Below are 15,148 nucleotides of genomic sequence, written 5' to 3' on the forward strand. Positions count from 1 at the left end.
GGTGCCTCCGGGTGAATGTATTTGGATTGGGTTTATTTGGTGTGGATCGAGTATACTGCGCTCCGGGAAGGGATTGGGAAACGGACTCCGGTGGAGCTACGAGAATCTACGGATTAGGAAATACTTGTAGATTCTCGCACCTCCAAAGCAGTAAGATATTTTGCTTCGCAAAAATCACTTTTGATTGAACCCCGTGTTTGAAAATCGCAAACACTAGAAGTCGTCCTTTTTCCCAATTCCCTTCCCTCCGCTCCGAGCGATTTGCATACTTTGGTAGAACCAGTGCAGCAAATTCACCCGGAGGGGGATGGGAGTAGTAGGTTAAGGAATGTAGGGCATGTTACTTTGAAAGATTGGTATAAGGTGACTATGAGATTGGACTTGGTAATTTAGAGATAGCCATTTCTGTTTTTCTGCTTCTCCTTACCAAGCCGCATGTATTACTTTTCTTTCTATACCTTTTGTATACCCTATACCCTTCTCAAGCACGGATGCTTTCGCGTTTGGGGAAGGTATAGGGGGTTGGGTCGGCGATGGGGGTTGGGATTAGGGTTATGTTTGGGAGTAGGTTTCCCGTTTCGCCGTGGTATAGGTTGATGTGACTTGGTTGTAGGAGCATGTATGCTTGTGTGCTAGGTTCGTACGTTATGTCGCCTAGGGTGCGGGCGGTTAGGGTTCTGCCGTTGGTGTGTACGGTTACGGTTGTTTCGGCACCTGCTGGGATGATGCTTTCGATGGTGCAGGGAATAGCACCGGGTGTGTGGTGCTTTTGTAATTGGATGTGTTCGGGCTTGATGGTTAGGATGACGGGTTGGCTGGATGACAGGGAATGATTGTCTTGGGCTGCTGGATTGACTTCGCTTGTAGCACGAGCAACGGCAAAAGAGCAGACGGGGCTGCTGACGTACAGATTGCCGCCATCGGTGGGAACAAGCTGAGCTTCCAGATGGTTGGTGTCCATACCACCATTACCGAAGAAATCGGCGATCCGCAGTGTGGCAGGGCGACGGTACAGTTCCTGTGGACGATCCACTTGTACGATCTTGCCATCGAAAAAGACGGCGATCCGCGTGGACAGTGTCAACGCTTCCTGTTGATCATGTGTAACGTAAATGATCGTGGCGCCCAACTCACGGTGCAGTCGCTTCAGCTCGGCTCTCATCTCTACCCGCAGCCGTGCATCCAGATTGGACAGCGGCTCGTCGAGTAGCAGCAGCTCTGGCTCGGTGACAATGGCACGAGCAATGGCAACGCGCTGCTGTTGTCCGCCGGACAGTTCACTCGGATAGCGGTCAGATAGGTCAGCGATGCGTACCTTTTCCAGAGCCGATTGTACCTTTTGGCGAATGTCGGCTTTGCTCATTTTGCGTACCTGTAAGCCGAAGGCGACATTGTCGAATACGGACATATGGGGCCATAGCGCATAGCTTTGGAATACCAGATTGAGTCCGCGCTTTGCTGGGTCCATATGGTAGGCGGTGTCCCCATTGGCGACCTCGCGACCGCTCAATACGATGCTTCCTCCACTCGCCTGCTGCAATCCGGCAATTGTACGCAGCAGGGTCGTTTTGCCGCAACCGGATGGACCGAGAAAGGTCATGAATTCGCCCTTTTCTACGGTCAGATCGATACCAGATAGTACGTGCTTGCTGCCGATCTGCACCTGTACGCCCTGCAATTGTATTGCACTCATATTACTGTCCTCCAATTCCTGTAGTCAGATCGGCTTTGCCGTAACGGGTTGCCAGCGCATACACGGCAATGACGATGCCGATCATGATCATCAGTACGACGTTAGTTAGCTGAGTATAACCCTTTTCCACATACTCAAATGTTAGCGTGGTCAGCGTCTCTGTTCGCGGTGTCACCAGCATGATGATTAGCTCCGTCTCCTTCATCGCCCCAATAAAAACAAGTAAGAACGCAGATAGCAGACTTTTCCGATTGAGCGGCAGCAAGATGCGCCGAAACCGTCTCCACCACGACGCTCCATTCATCTGCGCCGATTCCTCCAACTCGCCGCCAATCTGCATCATCGCGGCACTGCCTGCCTTGACTGTAAATGGTAGTTCCTTCACCACGCTAATCAAAATAATCAGCCAGATCGTACCGTACAGTGCTGGAACAATCCAATGGGGCTTGGCGAACATCGTAATATAGATTGCCGACAGCGAAATGCCGGGCATCAGATACGGCAGAAATGACACCTGATCTACCGTACGCCCAATCCATGTCTGCTTGCCGCGTGCTACCACATAACCGAGAATCAATCCGAAAACAGCAGCAATGATCGCAGAAGCTCCAGCGATCAACAGTGAATTGCGCAGCGCCAGTAGGAAGATCGGATTATGCAGCACACCCTTTTCTCCAGAATTGATCTCGCTGACCGAGCCACCGATCCAGTAGTGCAGTGTCAGATTATCCAGACTGTATACCCCTTCACGCAGCATAAACGTTTGTAGCAGCAGAATCAGCAGCGGTACAACCGAGATGAGCAGCATGCCAACCGTCATGATACTTGCTATTGGCGAACGCCATTTGCCCAGCGTTAACAGGGTACGGGGACTATCCTTGCCCGTAATCGTAACAAAGCTGCGCTGCCGCCCCATAATCCGGCTGTTCCAGTAGATCATCAGCATGGAGATCAGCATGAGCATCAGACCGAGCACATGCGCTTCGGTTGTTAAGCGCGCACGCATACTGGAATAGAGCATCGTCGAAATCATATAAAAATCCACGGGTGTACCCAAAATCGCAGGTACACCGTACGAGCTAATCGCCCGCGTAAAGGTAAGAATGAAGCCTGACAGAATCGCTGGCAGCATAAGTGGAAAGACGATTTTGCGCAAAATATGCAGTCGTCCCGCTCCGCTAATACTCGCCGCTTCCTCCAACTGCGTATTCATCGAACTAAGCGCCGCTCCAACCAAGAGAAAGAAGTACACACTGTCATGGATCGTCAGCGACATCACAATCGGAAGGAATCCGTACGCCAGCCCGTCCGGTGTACTCAGATGGGTGAGCGATTGCCAGATGCCCGGTGTACCGCCGATTTTATCGTTTTTGAAAAAGGTTAGCCACGCCTGCGCAATGACCCATGACGGCAATAGATACGGAATGACCGCGAGAAAGGTAATGCCCTTTTTGAAAGGGACATCGGTGCGCGTCACCAGCCATGCTAACCCGCAGCCGAGCAGCATCGACAGCACGGCAACCGTCAGCGCGACCGCACCAGCGTGCAGTACGGGCTTGTAAAAGAGCGAGGTGCTAATATCACTTGCCAGCACTCGCTGCCAGTGGTACAGCGTAAAATGCCCCGGATTCGCTTCCGCCGTCACGCGCATATCCTGCTGTTTCCACACAAAGGTGGAGATCAGAATGCTAATTACGGGCCATACAATCGTATATGCGAGAAACAGCAAGCCAAGCCCGCCGATTAGATGAACCGGACTACGCAGCCAGCGAATGAGTGTATTCTGGAGGCGAAGCCGCTGTTGTTGGCGAGACAGGGTACGGATAGGCGTGCTCGACATGTCGTTGGTCTCCTTTAAGATAGAATGTTCCAGAACAAGACAGGAATGCCTGATTCCACTACATTGCTTACAGTCATCGTCTTATTCTTACTCGTCTTGTTCTTACATCTCTACATTCTCATAACAATTACAAGGTAGCTTATTTTGATGACTATACATTCACTCATTGTAAGAAATGGGGGTCTATTTTTGTTTAATCCAGAAATCGCGTACCTTCGGCGAGGTCATATACAACGTATCCGCATCAAAATCCCACAGATTCAACTGCTCAAAGCCAATCGGATTCTTCGTCTCCACATCCGAGCGAGGTACCCATGAACCAACTTCGTTGAATGGTGCCAATCCTTCTCCCTTGCCGTCAGCTTCGCCCATCATCCAACGGATAAACAGCTTGCCTGCCGCTTCATGCGGAGCTTGCTTGGCGAGATACAGATACCCTGCATCCGGTACGGCGGTTTTCGGCTTAATGTCATAGATTGGCTGTACATGCCAGCCTTTTTCCTCTACTTTGGACACATCACCCGAAACGGCGATGCCGACTGCATCGCTGGACGTTTTGCCGATGGCGTCCAGTACATCGTCGCTGCCCTTGAGCACGGTTAATCCGTTGGCGAACAATTGGCGGATGAATTCATATCCAGCATTTTCTGTTCCTTGCAGCTGAATGTCCTTGCCGAATTTTTCCTTGTATGCCGCTGCCATATCATCGCTATGAATGACCATCGTTGTGAACAGATCCATGAATGCTGGCGAGCTGAGCGGATCAGCAACGTATACTTTATTTTTAAATGCTGGCGTGGTCAGATCCCACCAGTTGGTGACTGGAATCTGCTTGTAATGATCGGTGTTGTAAAAGAGGGTACGGAACTCCACATAGTTGGCATAGCCCGGCGCCTGTGTGCGATACGGCTCATCCACTTTAGCGGCAATGTCATCTGGCAGATATTTCAGATAGCGACCTTGCTCTACCATTTCCTTGCCAACTGCTCCGCTAACTTCCTTGGTGATGATCACGTCTGGATTGAATTGCCCGGCATCCTGCTCGTTCGTCACCTTGTCCATCATCTCGTCAGATTTCACTTTGCTGACCTCAACCTTGATGTCAGGGTATTGTTTCATAAAGGTTTCTGCCGCATCGTTGGCACGACCCGATGTGGAGTATACGACCACTTTGCCGCCTTCTTCTTTTGCCTGTTGGTATAGCGTGTCTGCCGTCTCGCTCGTGGTAACTGTAGATGCCGCCTGTCCATTAGCAACAGATGAATCGGTGCTGTTCCCACATGCAGATAACAGCAATGCTGGAATCAACAGCATGGAGAGTAAGCTCGTCGCGCCTGCTTTACGAAGGGCAGATTTCCTTTTGAATGTTGTGTTCATAAATTCCTCCTGGAATATTGATAATGGGCTTGGGAATGGACAACTCGAGATTGCGTGTGCAGTCAACGGACAGTAGCAAAATTGGCAAAGTGGATGTGGATGGAGATTATGTATGACTTGTAGATACGGTATCGTTGCCTGCATGTCCCATACTACGGGCGAAGTGTCAAAATGATATTAAGCTATATGTCGATTTTGGTAAAAAATTATTATCTTCTGTAAAATTGGTATTTTATTATCAAAAAAAGCTCGTAGTATCACAAAAAAAGCTTACTCCCCTCATTGTGAGGAAAGTAAGCTTGGGGCGATTGATGATGACACTCCTGTGTATGAGGCATCTCGCCGATGGCAGCGAATGTCTCAAGAGTTATAGTATTGCTTGGTAAACGGCTCTGCCAAGCGGGAAGGATGAATCGTAGACCCTGTCGTGAAAAACTCGCAAAAATTCATAATCAGCGGATGCCAGCGTTCGGCGACAATACGCTTCTGATCGTTCAGCAATGCTTCCTCGATATGAATGCGATTGATGTTCAATTCAGCAGCACATAGATGTCCGCCACTTTTTTGGTCAAATACATACGATTGTTCCAGTACAGCTTCCATTTGCACTGGGCATTCCTGTATACATGGCGCCTGAACCGTCTGTGATGCTACCGGCGTCAAACCAGCATGCTTGAACTTATCCGGCACGTACACATACCCTATGTTTTGCTTATACTCAGGCACGGGAAACGAGCCTGTCGTCAATGCCAAGCGGTCAACGACATGAACCAAATCGGCAGAAGCGAGATTGATCGTGCACTGCTGTTCTCGTTTGAGATTGGCAATCGTTTGCGAACGACTCGACATGCCAATCATACACGATTGATTCATCCACCAGATAGACGAAATCGGTGCGATATTCGGCGTGCCGTCTGGGTTGAGTGTACTGATGATGACAACAGGTGTACCAAAATATAAAATTTGCGGCTGAATCGTCTGATGCATGAAGATGCCCCTCTCTGTGATCCGTAATATGAACATAGTATAGATCACAGAGAGATACGCTTCTTTTGTTATCTTGCGGCTTCATTCTGCATCGAATAGATGCTGCTGACGATACGCGGTTGGCGTGAAGCCAGTCTTTTGTTTGAATAACGTGGCAAAATAGGAAGGATTGTCGAGTCCCACCTGCATGCCGATTTGCGATACGCTCTGCGTTGTCGTCAATAGTAGCTTTTCTGCTTCGCGTATCCGTACGGTCTGCACATATTGTGCCGGTGTGTATCCTTTCATATGGCGAAAGGAGCGCTGCAAATGAAACGGGCTTCCACTCGCCAGCCGCGACAGCTCTTCCAGTTTCAGATCGTCCCAAAAGTATTGGTGTATCAGCTGCACAATTTCCTCTACCCACTGCTCCTGCGGAGTTTGCAGTTGATCAGGACAGCATCGCTTACATGCCTGAAAGCCCGCTTGCATAGCATGTTGAACCGTAGTAAACAGACGTACATTTTTTCGATTCGGTATTCGTGATTTACACGACGGACGGCAGAATATATTCGTCGTTTTGACACTGTAAAAAAACTCTCCATCATACCGTTCATCATTTTGAACGATCGCTTGCCAGTACGAATCGGTTAGTACAGGAGAATCGTTCGTCGTTGCGGGTCGCATCACGTTCATTTGGATCACACTCCTGTACGTATTGTATTATGACTCTGTATACTCTGTTCTGTACATGAACTATATCTCCAACGCCAACTTCTCGTAAAATAAATGAGATAGATCATAAGAAGGCAACCCAGATACTTGACCATCCCCTACCTCAATGATGATCCATTCCTTTTCCACCGTCCGCGCAATATCCATTGTAAAAAATGGACTAGGAATACGTTTTGCAACTTCATTGAAAAAAGAGATGGGGATCTGATCTTGCTCATACTGTATTTCTTCCCAATAATTCTCGGTCAATACAGGTTGTTGGTTAAAGTAAAAGATTCTAAATTCTTTAGATAATGGCATTCCACTTTTCTCATGTGTTCCAATCGATTCAAGTTTTACAAATTGCCGGAACATAATTCCACCATTAAGTGCTCTTCCTTGCAAACGGATGACATTTTGTACCGTATCTAAAACCTTCTCTTTATCATTGGCACTAGGAACATAACATGCAGTATCCCATTCATGTTTTCTGGATTTTACATAGTCTTTAACAATAATAGCTGAATCTCCAAATACAGCTGCCTGATTCAATATATGATTTTCGTCGTGCATATGTTCTCTACTTGTCCATGTCGTTAATGGAGTGTACTTCTCGATCTGCGAATATACATTTGGAAAATAATGAACATTTGCATATTCGCTTGGACTGGTCAGTAAGTTTATATTTTTTTCTTTTAACTTCTTATACAGCAATGTATATTCTTCAACAGTTAGCATCCAACCTCGATACATAGCTGCTTGGGATTCTGTATGTATTGAAGGATATACTTTTATTTTTTGAGTTTCAATCAATTCTTCCAAAGAAAATAGCAAGGTCGTAAATCCATATTGTTTACATGCTTCAAACTCACTTTTGTATTCATCATCGACTTGTTTCGGATAAAAAGGATTAGAACAAAACACAATATACATCGTCTTACCGCCTTTCTTTAGTTAATAGTACTCCTAACACATATAAGAGAAAAAGCTTCTTTTATCAAATGATTTTGATAAAAGAAGCTTTTTTATACAAGAATATAATGACATATAAATGCGTTATTCGCTATGAAAGTGTAATAAAACTAAGTTTACACCATCACTTTACAAATATCATTCGTAAACTCAACCGGATCTTGCAGCGGCAGCCCTTCGATCAGCAGGGCTTGGTTGTACAGCAGATTCGTGTACAGTCCCAGCTTCTCGCCATCGCTCTCATGCGCTTTTTTCAGCGATTGGAATACATCGTGGTTGATGTTGATTTCCAGTACTTTCTCGGCTTTGACATCCTGACTGTTTGGCATCATTTGCAGGATTTTCTCCATCTCGATCGACAGTTCGCCGTCGGTGGACAGGCAGACTGGGTGAGATTTCAGGCGTTTGGATGCTTTGACATCTTTCACTTTGCCGCCCAGTACATCCTTCATCGCTGCGAACAGCTCTTTGCTTTCGTTCTGTTCCGCTTCAGCCGCTTCATCTTTGTCATCTGGCTCAATACCAAGATCGCCGCTGGATACGGATTTGAATTCTTTTTCTTTGTATGCGCTGATAATCTTGATTGCAAACTCGTCGATGTCGTCGGTCAGGTACAGAATTTCGTAGCCTTTGTCCGATACCATCTCGGTTTGTGGCAGCTTCTCGATCCGCTCAATGGAATCGCCAGCCGCATAGTAGATATACTTCTGATCTTCCGGCATACGGGATACGTACTCATCCAGTGTAACCAGCTTCTTCTCTTTGGACGAATGGAACATGAGCAGATCTTGCAGATCGTCCTTGTGCATGCCGTAATCGTTGTACACGCCGAATTTCAGCTGACGACCGAACGACTGGTAGAACTTCTCGTAGTTGTCGCGCTCGTCTTTGATCAGGCTTTGCAGTTGGGATTTGATTTTGTTTTTGATGTTTTTGGCGATTAGCTTCAGCTGGCGGTCATGCTGCAACAGCTCGCGCGAGATATTCAGCGACAGGTCTTCGGAATCGACCATCCCTTTGACAAAGCTGAAATAATCCGGCAGCAGATCGGCACATTTGTCCATGATCAGGACGCCGTTAGAGTACAGCTCCAGCCCTTTTTCGTACTCTTTGGTGTAATAGTCAAACGGTGTATTTTCAGGAATAAACAGGATCGCGTTGTAAACAACTGCGCCGTCAGCACTGATATGCACATGCTTGAGCGGCTTGTCGAAGCCGTAACGTTTCTCCTGATAGAAGTTGTTGTAATCTTCGTCGGTCAGCTCGCTTTTGTTTTTGCGCCAGATCGGGATCATGCTGTTGATCGTTTGTTCTTCGGTATATTCCACGTATTCCGGCTGTGCATCCTCGGCTGCGTCTTCTGCCTTCTCCACCGGACGGCTGTTGGTCACATCCATTTTGATCGGATAGCGGATAAAGTCGGAATATTTCTTCACAATATTGCGCAGACGGTACTCGTCCAGATACTCATCGTATTGATCGTCCTCGGTGTTTTCTTTGATGCTGAGGATGATGTCGGTACCGACAGTTTCTTTGTCCGTCGGCTCAATGGTATAACCATCTGCACCTTCGGAATGCCATTTGTACGCTTGGTCGCTGCCCAGTGCACGAGTAATGACAGTCACTTCGTCTGCAACCATAAAGGCAGCGTAGAAGCCGACACCGAATTGACCGATGATATTATGACCATCCTGCGCTTGATTTTCCTTTTTAAAGGCAAGCGAGCCACTCTTCGCGATAATACCGAGGTTGTTTTCCAGCTCTTCGGCAGTCATACCAATCCCTGTATCGGAGATGGTCAGGGTACGAGTCTCTTTGTTTGGCTTGATTTTGACGTAGTAATCTTCCTTGTGGAAGGTGAGACTGTCGTCGGTCAGTGTTTTGTAGTAAATTTTGTCGATAGCGTCACTTGCGTTGGAGATCAGCTCGCGCAGGAAAATTTCGCGGTGCGTATAGATCGAGTTGATCATCATTTCTAGCAGGCGTTTGGATTCGGCTTGAAATTGCTTTTTGCTCATGATTAAGTGAAAGCCCCTTTCCATTCTTATATAAAATAGCAGGCATATTCCGCTGAGCGACTATTCTGCCGCATAGCAGATACCTTATGTATTGTGGCGTTGGTATTTAGCACTCTAATACTCTGAGTGCTAAACCTATCTTTTATATATCATATTCCCAATTTCCATGTCAATGTTTGCGGCCATTCCATCCACTTTACGGAAAGATAATCTTCATACGGAATCACTGTATATTATTTACATTGTAGGTATCCTCTTTTCTCACTAACTGAACTATTATATACTACTCTTAATGTCCCTCTGCTGAGAAAAAGTTATTGCCTATGCAAACATCCAATTTTAAAATACATAATTCGCCTGATCGTAGGCACCAAGGAGTGAATACCGATGCCCCACTCGTACCGCATCCAGCTGAAACCGCTACCGGGATTTGAATGGTCCAGCTTGACTGGGAATGTCGCCAGTGCTGCCGCTTATGTGGGCAGCGATTATATGTATGCCTTTGCCGATGCTTGGTCGTTCTCCTGTCTAAAGGAGCAGGCATCGTCCGGCTTTGCCGCGCTTGGGCAGGAATCGGTATTGTACAACACCTCATATGAACAGATTCTCGACTGGAGTCGAATCGATTACCGCGTCTCTAACTATTTACCTGCCGAGGAAGCGTTGGCACTGATCCGGCTTGAGCTGGCGCAGAAGCGTCCGGTGCTGGTGAAGGGCGATTCCTTTTACTGCGGCTGGTTTCCAGAAAATTATGGGCAGCAGCACAGTTCTAACTTTTATCTGATTACTGGCTACGATGATCTAACGCATCAGCTGTTTTGTACGGATGTAGCGTATATGACGCATCATTATCCACAATCGGTAAGCGACTTTAGCTTGGGCTTTGCTGGCGAGCTAATGACAATGTGGCCGACGCATGATCAGTATCGTCCGATTGTACAGCAGCCTTCGCTGGACGAGATTCTGGTACGCAGCGCAGAGCGCAATCTGGCGCAAAAGCAGGAAGCTTGTCCGATGTTTGAATCGATGCTGCAATTGGCAAACAAGTTGCCAGAGCTGGATCGGCTAGCAGTGGAGCAGCAACAGCATGACGGCCCGGGCAGTATGAATCGGCTGAGTTTGGAGCTGCTATATATTGTACAATCTCGGATGCAGTTTGTCCGATTGCTAGATAAGCTGTGCGTGGAGCAGAATCAGGCGATGTGCCAGCTGGTAGAGGGGTTTGCCCAAAGTGTGCGTAGCTGGTCGCTGATTCGTTCTGCTTATTTACATACATTTGAGCCGCGCAGCTCTCGTGAGCGTATTCTGGACAGTATGGCAACCGAGATTCATGTGACTGCCGCCCTAGAACGAGAAATTTCACAAAGTATTATGCATATTCGCCGCTTGCAACATGTATCGGACCGTTTCCAACAGCGAATGCTGGGCGAGTCGTAGATCACAAGATTAAGCATAGGGCCCTATGATACGCCATTATACAGCGCTCCCTGCTACGACTGAGTATAGGTAGTAGGATCGTGTACTGACTTCAAATAAGCAAGCACCTGCTCTGCTTCATCCCGATTGCTATTCAGCTTCAACGTTTGTGCCAGTTGCTGCGCCGTTTCGTCAAACAAGGCGGTCATGATCCAGACGGCGTTCCAGATGTCTTCGGCTTCTGCGCGCGGATACGTGTTCAATAGACGACGATAGACTTCTTCCGATACATAATGGTGCAAGTACTTTCTGCTTTTACCTACATTGATGCCTTCTGAGTGTTCGCTTGCCACCTTCCATGACAGCAGCAACTCCAGCATCGGACGCATATATCGGTTCAGATGATCCATCGCATACAGCAGCTCGCCGCGCCGCAGCCCTTTTGCAATATACGTCGATATCCACCAAAATTCAGTACAGCAATCGGCAACATTCTGCGCGGTTGGCAGCTTCACCACATGACTTGCATCGGTCGGCGAGGATACCGTCGGCATGATGCCATCCTTATCCAAAAGCACGACGGTTAGCGTATCCTCCTGCACATAGTCATATCGCTGCTCCATTGGCAGTAGACGCAGGTCGATCCGGTTTCCATCGGCAAACAGCATGAGGTACATGAAGCTGCCATTGTTAGCAGACGGAATCAGTGTCCCCTGCTCTGGCATCTGCATGATAATCCGTTCGCCAAACACATCCACCCACTCCTGATTCTCCATAAAAGATTTCATGTTATCCACGATATAGACCACATCATAATCCTGAAAACAATCCCGTTTTGCCGCTGGATTCACACGCGAGCCGTTCATCGCGACTGCCCGCACATGCTCATTTTGCTGTGCCACACCCACAATCAGCTCCATCATCTGTTGCTCACTTCGCATCCGTGTATGCCCTCCTCTTCCTTCACGTGAATACAGCATTTGTACATTCCCATCCTGCCGACTCTCCATCTGTATCTCTGCCAATTGTCTATTAAATTGACCATATATTACGGACATGTTTTAGTATTTTAGCACGTTCCCTACCGTGCTATGATGAACTCATCACCACAAGGCACCTCATCTGGCAGCCCATACGTACAGACGATTCGGGCTGCATACAGGCAAGTTTCTCTAAAGTCATCATGAGGGTGAGCCGCACGTATAGACGTCTGTCATTCGTATCATACACAGTCAGTCCATCTAGCCGTAGCGAGAGAGACATCAAGCTTCTTTCGCTCGTCGCTTTCAGGAGGTGATATTTATGATAACGCTATCATTCAGGCAAAAGCAAATGATGGATCTGCTGCTCAAGCAGGAGCAATATATGACGGCAAGACAGCTTGCTGACCATATGCAGCTATCGGAAAAGACCATTTATCGGGAGCTACAAACAATCGAAGAATTGCTCAAAAGCTGCAACATCGAATTGCAAAAGCAAACCGGACGCGGCTATCGACTGGAATTGACCACGATACAGCGAACACAGCTCAATCTGCACGAGCAGTCAGAGGAAGTTGAAAGCATTCATCTGTCGATCCAGACGCGGCGTATCCGCATTCTGGCACAGCTGCTCAGTCAGGCTCCGCATGAAACGTCGATCAGTCGACTAGCAACCCAGTATTACATCAGCAATGCGTCTATCGTTAACGATTTGCGCTGGATTGAGGACATGCTGGAACCGTTTGAACTCAAGCTTGTACGTCATCAACGTGGCACCTGCATCACCGGCTCCGAAGCCGACATTCGCAAAGCATTTATGCACCTGATCAATGATCTGATTCTGACGGAGCCATATGGCGCCGAATACACGGTGCATGAACGGCTGGATCGACTGACCTTTCGCGAATTGAAGCAGCAGTTTGCTGCGGATGATATCGCCTTTGTCCAATCACTGCTAGAGGAAGCCGAGCAGGAGCTGCATTATCCGATTGGCGATCCATACTATATCAATATTCTCACCCATCTGCTCATTCTGATGAAGCGTATGGAGCACGGCAAGCTGCTGACCGGTAAGCTTGATACTGCACAGATTCAATCGCCGGATGAACGCATTTTCCGTTTAGCACGGCGCATGCTGCTACAGATTGAAGCGTACCGTGGCAATCGGCTGCCAGAAGAAGAAGTGTATTTTATCTATCAATATCTGATTAGCTCTGGCGTTGGCGTATCACTGCATCCAAATTCCGCTACTGAGCTGATATTGCAGGATCATCCGCATATCCCTGAGCTGGTACAGCAGTTGATCCGTTATTTTGCTACCTTGTCGCATACCTCGTCATTGGACACGGAGCAGCTGGCGCACGGCATGCTGGTTCATTTTAAGCCCATGCTGAACCGGCTCAAATATCAAATCTCGATCAAAAACCCGCTCATTCAGCAGATTAAGTATGAATTCCCAGCCGTCTATGATCGTACTGCACTATCGATTGGCTTGATGCTGGAACAGCTGCATATTCGGCATATGAGTGAGGATGAGATTGGCTATCTAGCATTGTATTTTCAAAATGCACTGGAACAGCAAGTACGCCATCAGCGTGTGCTGCTCGTCTGCTCTAGCGGTGTCGGCACTTCCCATCTGCTGAAAAGCCGGATCGTACGCGCGTTTCCCGACTGGGAGATTGTCCAGATTGTATCGTCGAGTCAGCTATCACAGGCGATGCAGGAAATGGAATCTACCATTGATCTGATCATCTCCACCGTTAAGCTGCGCGAAAGTGAGTGGCCCGTCATTTATGTAAGCGCTCTATTCAATGATGATGATGTCAAACAAGTCACGACGCATATTCTGCAACATGAAAGGACGCACGAGCAAGTCACTTCGCCGGAAGCCCATTTTAGTCGCTATCTGGATGACCGCCATCTGGAGGTGATTACGCAGGATAAGGCGCGTGCGATCCGACGTCTCGCTGGCAAAATGAGCGGCAAACGTCAGCGCAGCGGTCAATTAACCGGCTTGGAGCACATCGTTCTGTCCTGCGGTGACCGCATATCGCTATTGCCCAGCGCCGCCGCATCTCAACCACAGCTTGGCTTGATCATCACCTGCGATGCGGAGGAACGCATTCAGTCGCTCGACTGGCTGCTCTGTTTGCCAGATCACCCTACCGCATTGAAGCTGCTATCACAGCTTGCCGATTGGTATCATCTCTCCGGCGGTCGCGAGCATTTGCTTCAAATGTCAGGCTCGCACGTCAACAGCACTTCATTTCAGCAACGATTGAAGGAGGATCATTATGGATATCACGAAAATCATCAATAAACATCGAATCAAGCTGGATATGCAAGCCACAACCAAGGATGAAGTCTTTCATGAGTTGAGCGAATTGCTGTATGAACAGGGCGTGCTATCCTCGGTCGACGAATTTGTCGCCGACATATACCAACGCGAAGCCGAAGGACAGACCGGTCTGGAAAATCATATCGCTATCCCGCATGGCAAATCCGAAGCTGTACTGCAAACCTCACTCGCCATCGGACGCACCGCTCACCCTATCCCATGGGAAACGATTGACGGCAAGCCTGTACACTGCATTATTCTGTTCGCCGTCCGCATGGTGGATAAGACAACCACACATATCAAATTAATGTCGCAGGTCGCCTCTGCACTTGCTGATGAGGAGGTGGTGGACAGGCTGCTAACCGAACCGGACCCGGATAAGCTGATTGCCCTGTTCTCGATTCACGCCGAGACACACTAACGGAATACAGCCGTTCCCCATCTCAAGCGTACCGTTGCATACGAAGATATGACTCTCATTCCATATTCAAATCCAGTGCATTAGGGAGGAATAACAGATGAAGATTGTTGCTGTTGCCGCCTGCACCGCAGGTATTGCCCATACGTATATCGCCCGTGAGAAGCTGATCAGAGGCGCTCAAGCGCGCGGTCACGAGATCAAAGTGGAAACACAAGGCACCATCGGTACTGAAAATGAACTATCATCCGCCGATGTTGCTGCTGCTGATGTGGTCATTCTGGCAGTCGACATCAAGATCGGCGGCGAGGAACGCTTCAAAGGCAAACCGATTATTCGCGTCAAAACAGAGACGGTGATCAAATCGCCGGTACAGTTTGTGGAGAAGGTAGAGAAATCGCTGGCAACCATCTGAT

At 48.1% G+C, this 15,148-nt stretch carries 12 protein-coding genes; 4 read left to right on the forward strand and 8 right to left on the reverse strand.

Going from position 1 to position 15,148, the window contains the following annotated elements:
• Window positions 1–481: 481 nt before the first annotated feature.
• The 7 genes from ABXR35_RS17770 to htpG form a co-directional block, all read right to left on the reverse strand.
• Window positions 482–1,693, reverse strand: a complete 1,212-nt coding sequence (locus ABXR35_RS17770; RefSeq protein ID WP_367063366.1) for an ABC transporter ATP-binding protein — start codon at window positions 1,691–1,693, stop codon at window positions 482–484.
• A gap of 1 nt (window position 1,694) precedes the next feature.
• Complete coding sequence (locus ABXR35_RS17775) at window positions 1,695–3,533, reverse strand: ABC transporter permease (RefSeq protein WP_367063367.1); 1,839 nt, start codon at window positions 3,531–3,533, stop codon at window positions 1,695–1,697.
• A 183-nt stretch (window positions 3,534–3,716) separates the two neighbouring features.
• Window positions 3,717–4,910, reverse strand: a complete 1,194-nt coding sequence (locus ABXR35_RS17780; protein ID WP_367063368.1) for an extracellular solute-binding protein — start codon at window positions 4,908–4,910, stop codon at window positions 3,717–3,719.
• Between the two features lie 360 nt (window positions 4,911–5,270).
• Window positions 5,271–5,897 (reverse strand): flavin reductase family protein, encoded by a 627-nt coding sequence (locus ABXR35_RS17785; RefSeq protein ID WP_367063369.1) that lies wholly within the window; start codon window positions 5,895–5,897, stop codon window positions 5,271–5,273.
• Between the two features lie 81 nt (window positions 5,898–5,978).
• Complete coding sequence (locus tag ABXR35_RS17790) at window positions 5,979–6,572, reverse strand: bifunctional transcriptional activator/DNA repair enzyme AdaA (RefSeq protein WP_367063370.1); 594 nt, start codon at window positions 6,570–6,572, stop codon at window positions 5,979–5,981.
• 60 nt (window positions 6,573–6,632) lie between these two features.
• Window positions 6,633–7,523 (reverse strand): ATP-grasp domain-containing protein, encoded by an 891-nt coding sequence (locus tag ABXR35_RS17795; RefSeq protein ID WP_367063371.1) that lies wholly within the window; start codon window positions 7,521–7,523, stop codon window positions 6,633–6,635.
• A 155-nt stretch (window positions 7,524–7,678) separates the two neighbouring features.
• Complete coding sequence (htpG, locus tag ABXR35_RS17800; RefSeq protein WP_367063372.1) at window positions 7,679–9,580, reverse strand: molecular chaperone HtpG; 1,902 nt, start codon at window positions 9,578–9,580, stop codon at window positions 7,679–7,681.
• A 387-nt stretch (window positions 9,581–9,967) separates the two neighbouring features.
• Here htpG and ABXR35_RS17805 point away from each other — a divergent pair, with 387 nt between their 5' ends.
• Window positions 9,968–11,017 carry a cysteine peptidase family C39 domain-containing protein gene (locus tag ABXR35_RS17805; protein ID WP_367063373.1) on the forward strand — a complete coding sequence of 350 codons (1,050 nt, stop codon included), beginning with the start codon at window positions 9,968–9,970 and terminating at the stop codon, window positions 11,015–11,017.
• Window positions 11,018–11,070: 53 nt separating this feature from the next.
• Here ABXR35_RS17805 and ABXR35_RS17810 read toward each other — a convergent pair whose 3' ends face one another.
• Window positions 11,071–11,937 carry an aminoglycoside 6-adenylyltransferase gene (locus tag ABXR35_RS17810; RefSeq protein ID WP_367063374.1) on the reverse strand — a complete coding sequence of 289 codons (867 nt, stop codon included), beginning with the start codon at window positions 11,935–11,937 and terminating at the stop codon, window positions 11,071–11,073.
• A 361-nt stretch (window positions 11,938–12,298) separates the two neighbouring features.
• Between ABXR35_RS17810 and ABXR35_RS17815 the strand changes: the two genes are divergently transcribed.
• The 3 genes from ABXR35_RS17815 (at window position 12,299) to ABXR35_RS17825 (ending at window position 15,147) form a co-directional block, all read left to right on the forward strand.
• On the forward strand, window positions 12,299–14,296 hold the full coding sequence (locus ABXR35_RS17815; protein WP_367063375.1) for a BglG family transcription antiterminator: 1,998 nt from the start codon (window positions 12,299–12,301) through the stop codon (window positions 14,294–14,296).
• A complete protein-coding gene (locus ABXR35_RS17820) occupies window positions 14,271–14,735 on the forward strand; it encodes a PTS sugar transporter subunit IIA (protein WP_367063376.1) in 465 nt (154 codons plus the stop codon). Before ABXR35_RS17815 ends, ABXR35_RS17820 begins: the two co-directional genes overlap by 26 nt.
• Before the next feature lie 97 nt (window positions 14,736–14,832).
• Window positions 14,833–15,147: a PTS fructose transporter subunit IIB gene (locus ABXR35_RS17825; RefSeq protein WP_367063377.1), complete on the forward strand. Its 315-nt coding sequence runs from the start codon at window positions 14,833–14,835 to the stop codon at window positions 15,145–15,147.
• The last annotated feature ends 1 nt before the right edge of the window (window position 15,148 follow it).

Source organism: Paenibacillus sp. JQZ6Y-1, from assembly GCF_040719145.1.
Classification (GTDB): Bacteria; Bacillota; Bacilli; order Paenibacillales; family Paenibacillaceae; genus Saccharibacillus; species Saccharibacillus kandeliae.

Coding starts and splice junctions, on each gene's coding strand:
- ABXR35_RS17770 (WP_367063366.1), bottom strand. CDS start 1,693: ATGAGTGCAATACAATTGCAGGGCGTACAGGTGCAGATCGGCAGCAAG.
- ABXR35_RS17775 (WP_367063367.1), bottom strand. CDS start 3,533: ATGTCGAGCACGCCTATCCGTACCCTGTCTCGCCAACAACAGCGGCTT.
- ABXR35_RS17780 (WP_367063368.1), bottom strand. CDS start 4,910: ATGAACACAACATTCAAAAGGAAATCTGCCCTTCGTAAAGCAGGCGCG.
- ABXR35_RS17785 (WP_367063369.1), bottom strand. CDS start 5,897: ATGCATCAGACGATTCAGCCGCAAATTTTATATTTTGGTACACCTGTT.
- ABXR35_RS17790 (WP_367063370.1), bottom strand. CDS start 6,572: ATGAACGTGATGCGACCCGCAACGACGAACGATTCTCCTGTACTAACC.
- ABXR35_RS17795 (WP_367063371.1), bottom strand. CDS start 7,523: ATGTATATTGTGTTTTGTTCTAATCCTTTTTATCCGAAACAAGTCGAT.
- htpG (WP_367063372.1), bottom strand. CDS start 9,580: ATGAGCAAAAAGCAATTTCAAGCCGAATCCAAACGCCTGCTAGAAATG.
- ABXR35_RS17805 (WP_367063373.1), top strand. CDS start 9,968: ATGCCCCACTCGTACCGCATCCAGCTGAAACCGCTACCGGGATTTGAA.
- ABXR35_RS17810 (WP_367063374.1), bottom strand. CDS start 11,937: ATGCGAAGTGAGCAACAGATGATGGAGCTGATTGTGGGTGTGGCACAG.
- ABXR35_RS17815 (WP_367063375.1), top strand. CDS start 12,299: ATGATAACGCTATCATTCAGGCAAAAGCAAATGATGGATCTGCTGCTC.
- ABXR35_RS17820 (WP_367063376.1), top strand. CDS start 14,271: ATGGATATCACGAAAATCATCAATAAACATCGAATCAAGCTGGATATG.
- ABXR35_RS17825 (WP_367063377.1), top strand. CDS start 14,833: ATGAAGATTGTTGCTGTTGCCGCCTGCACCGCAGGTATTGCCCATACG.